General features: G+C 73.2%; 3 protein-coding genes and 1 tRNA gene. 1 reads left to right on the forward strand and 3 read right to left on the reverse strand.

Annotated elements, in window-relative coordinates:
- Nucleotides 1–2 precede the first annotated feature (2 nt).
- Together FGF04_RS38430 and FGF04_RS38435 are read right to left on the reverse strand one after the other, a co-directional pair.
- Nucleotides 3–1,430, reverse strand: a complete 1,428-nt coding sequence (locus FGF04_RS38430) for a coiled-coil domain-containing protein (protein WP_149516029.1) — start codon at nt 1,428–1,430, stop codon at nt 3–5.
- A gap of 82 nt (nt 1,431–1,512) precedes the next feature.
- The gene (locus FGF04_RS38435; RefSeq protein ID WP_149516030.1) at nt 1,513–2,283 is read right to left on the reverse strand and encodes a DUF4097 family beta strand repeat-containing protein; all 771 of its coding nucleotides are present in this window, start codon (nt 2,281–2,283) and stop codon (nt 1,513–1,515) included.
- 190 nt (nt 2,284–2,473) lie between these two features.
- Here FGF04_RS38435 and FGF04_RS38440 point away from each other — a divergent pair.
- Nucleotides 2,474–2,548 (forward strand) — tRNA-Val (locus FGF04_RS38440).
- 200 nt (nt 2,549–2,748) lie between these two features.
- On the opposite strand, the gene FGF04_RS38445 is transcribed toward FGF04_RS38440, so the two are convergent.
- The coding region (locus tag FGF04_RS38445; protein ID WP_149516031.1) for an alpha/beta hydrolase at nt 2,749–3,735 on the reverse strand (987 nt) is incomplete at its 5' end.

The following is a 3,735-nucleotide window of genomic DNA, read 5'->3' on the forward strand; positions in this document are numbered from 1 at the left end:
GGCTACGCCCCGGCCGCCCCCCGCTCCTCCCGGATCTGCGCGACCACTCCGCTGACGGTCCCCCGGACGGCCTCCAGCTCCGTCAGGAAGTGCCAGTAGTCCGGGTGCCGGCCCTCCAGCGTGCCGATCGCCCGCTCCAGGCGCGCCACCGAGTCGTCGAGGGGACGCGCGTGACGGGGGTCGGGGGTGTTGCGGCCGGCCATGGCCAGGCGCTGCGCGTCCCGGACGGCGAACCGCGTGCGCTCGATCTCCCGTTCGGGGTCCTTCGACACCTCGTTCAGCCGGCGCAGCCGGTCACCGGCCGCGGACACCGCCTCGTCGGTGGTGTTCAGCAGCGCGCGCACGGTGGACAGCAGCGCGGTCGCGTCCGCCCAGCGCTGCTCCTCGCGGGCGGTCCGCGCCTCCGCCAGCTTCCCCTCGGCCTGCCGCACGGCCTCGGCGGCCTGGTCGGGCACGTGCTGGAGGTCCTGCCAGCACGCCGCCACGAAGCGCCGCCGCAACTCGCTGAGGATCGGCTCCACCTGCTCCGAGCGGGTGGTGAGCGCCTGCGCGCGCGTACGCAGCGAGACGAGCCGCCGGTCGATCTCGGTGGCCCGCTCCGGCAGCCGCTCGGCCTCCGCGCGCACGGCCCCGGCGTCCCGGGCGACCCGGTCGGCCCGCTCCAGGGTCTCCGGCACGCCGTGCTGCCCGGCGCCCTGGTTGAGCTTGGTCAGGTCGGGGGCGAGCGCGGCCAGGCGCGCGGCCAGGTCGTCGGCCTTGAGCCCCGATCCCCGTACGGCATCCAGCGCGTTCGACGCGGCGAGCAGGGACTGGCGGGCGCGTTCGACGGCGGGGGCGAGCCGGGCGAGCTGGGTCTCGGCCTTGCCCAGGAGCGGGCCGAGCCCCTGCTCGAACCGGTCCAGCTCCTGCTTGACGCGGGTCAGCTCGTCCTTGGCCCGGGTCAGCTCGGTGCGCGCGAGGGCGGCGACGGACGCCTCCAGGTCGTCGCGGTCGAGGTCGTGGGCGTCCACGGCGGCGATGTACGTACTGCTGGCCTCGTCGATGCGGCGGCCGAGCGCCTCGAAGTCGGCGACCGCGCGGCGGGCCGCCGGGGAGTCGTCGACGGCGGTGATGGTCTCGATCGAGATGCGCAGGTCGCGCTGTGCCGTGTCGAGCTCGTAGAACGCGGCCGCCGCGGCGTCCTTCGCGGCCTGCGCGTCGGCGCGCTGGCTCTCGGAGCGCCCGCCGAACCACCGCCGGGTGCCGCCGCCGGCGAAGGCGGCGGGAAGGGCGAGCGCGAGCAGCGGGAGGGGCAGCAGGACGAGCCCGAGCAGATCACGACCGGCACGGCGGGACCCTGCGGCACGGCGAGGTACGTGCTGCACACGGTGAGGTATCTGCTGCGCGCCTGGCACAAACGGTGTGTACGGCTGCGAAGGTGTCGCCGTCACTTCCCTCTCCCGTGCTGTGATCCGTCCCGCCCCGGTGGTCCCGTCTCATTCTCCCACCAGGTAGGACGAACACACGGGCCGGTTAGTTCGCGGTACGCACCGTGACTTTCCCGTCCTGGGTATGGGCGGACACCACATGTGAGCTGCCCTCGTCGCGGGGCACCGACACCTCCACGGAGCCGTCCTCGGCCCCGGCGGTGACCCGGTAGCTCGCGTCCGGCAGCCCGATGGTGAGCGAGCCGTCCTGTCCGTGCGCCGAGACCCGGTCCGGGACGGAGGCGAAGTCGAGCCGGGCCGAACCGTCGCCGGTCCTCACGTCGACCCGCCGGGAGTCGATGCCGCTCGCGTGGACGGAACCGTCGGAGGTCCGCAGCGTCAGGGCCCCGGAGACGTCCCGCACCCGTACGGACCCGTCACCGGCCCGGATGTCCAGCGCCTCCTTGAACCCGGTCGCCCGTACGCTGCCGTCCTGGTCCTTCACGGTGAGGGCCACGCCGCGCGGCACGACGATCCGGTGCTTGGCCGAGCAGTCGGCGACGACGCCGGAGCAGTGCACACGGAGCTTCAGCGTGTCCCCCTCCATGCCCCAGGTCGCCTTGGGATCCTTCCCGATCGTCACATGGGCCTTGAACCAGCGGGTGACCTGGACCTCGTCCACGTCCCCCACGACGAGTTCGAGCGCGGAGTCGTCGGAGTCGACGGTGAGCGTCTGCCCGCCGAGCGCGAAGGACCGCTTCTCGGGATCGGTGTCGTCGTCCGCACTGGCCCCGCACCCGCTGACGAGAACGCCCACGGCGACGACCCCGACCCCGACGCAGGCAAGGCCTCGCCGCTGCCACTGAAGACCACTCATGACGGAACTCCCCCAGATCGGAAAACCCGCGGCTCGACATGCGCCCGGGACGTACTCCGACCGTACGGATCAGGCGTCGCCCGGGGGATCCGGACCGCTCCCGGATACGGGGTGGGGTAAACCCCCGCATCCCCCCGGGAACGGGTTTGCGGGGCACTCCCCCGGGCAATGTAGGCTGTCGACTCGTCCCGGGCGCGTAGCTCAGCGGTAGAGCGCCGCCCTTACAAGGCGGATGTCGGCGGTTCGAAACCGTCCGCGCCCMCCAGCTCCAGGACACGAGCAAGGCCCAGGTCAACCGGTGTGACACCGGGTGCCTGGGCCTTGCTCGTGTCCGGCGTCTCCTGCCGCCGCGGCCACACCGCGCAGGACACTGCGATCTCCGGCTACGTACGTATGCCGACGCAACGCCCGCGCCGCGCCGGAGGCCGGCTTCGCGGTCGGCTCAGCGGGTCGGGGCCGGGCCGGTCACCCGGTCGAGGCCGTGGGGCGGACCAGGAGTTGGCGGCGCAGCCATGCCCCCCGGGCGGCGATGGCGTCCTGCGACATCGCGGCATGAGGGGCCACGACGTCGAACCCGTGGAACCCGCCGGGCCAGACGTGCAGTTCGAGGCGGCCGCCCGCCTGCCAGATGCGGCTCGCGTAAGCGACGTCCTCGTCCCGGAACGTCTCGGCCGACCCGACGTCGACGAACGTGGGCGGCAGGCCGGAGAGGTCTGCCGCACGGGAGGGCGCGGCGTACGGGGACACGTCCGGTCCTCCGCGAGCGGCGTCGCCGAGGAGTGCGTTCCATCCGGTCTCGTTCGAGGAGCTGTCCCAGATGCCGACGCCGCGCATCTGCCGGGCGGAGGGCGAGTCGTTGCGGTCGTCGAGCATCGGCGACAGGAGCAGCTGGGCCAGGACGGCCGGGCCGCCGCGGTCGCGTGCCATCAAGGTGACACCTGCCGCGAGGCCGCCGCCGGCGCTCGCACCGCCGACGACGATGCGTTCGGGGTCGATGCCTAGCTCGTGGGCGTGGTCCGACACCCACACCAGGCCCGCGTAGCAGTCCTCGACGGGACCCGGGTGGGGTGTCTCGGGTGCGAGCCGGTACTCGACCGACACCACGGCCATGCCCATCGGCTCGGCTAGGTTCACCATCTCGACCAGGCCGAAGCGGTTGTCTCCGACGATCATGCCGCCGCCGTGGATGTGGTAGATCGCCGGGACCGGGGTCGCCGCGTGCTTCGGGAGACAGATCAGCAGCGAGATGTCCGGTTCGCCGTCCGGCCCCGGCACCGTCCGTTCCTCCACGCTGTAGGCGCCACCGCGCGAGAGTGCCTCGTCGGTCGCGGCCTCCACCCCGGGGACGGGTCTGCGCATCTCGACGATGTTGTCCGGACGGTACGCGTCGGGGGAGCGCAGGTCGGTCAGGATCTCGACGACGGGAGCGAGTTCCGGGTCGAAGGGTGGGGG

This window comes from Streptomyces apricus (genome assembly GCF_008369065.1).
In the GTDB taxonomy this organism is placed as follows: Bacteria; Actinomycetota; Actinomycetes; order Streptomycetales; family Streptomycetaceae; genus Streptomyces; species Streptomyces apricus.

What these genes read in the sequence shown, in the direction of transcription:
- FGF04_RS38435 (WP_149516030.1), bottom strand. Translation starts at nt 2,283, where the DNA reads ATGAGTGGTCTTCAGTGGCAGCGGCGAGGCCTTGCCTGCGTCGGGGTC.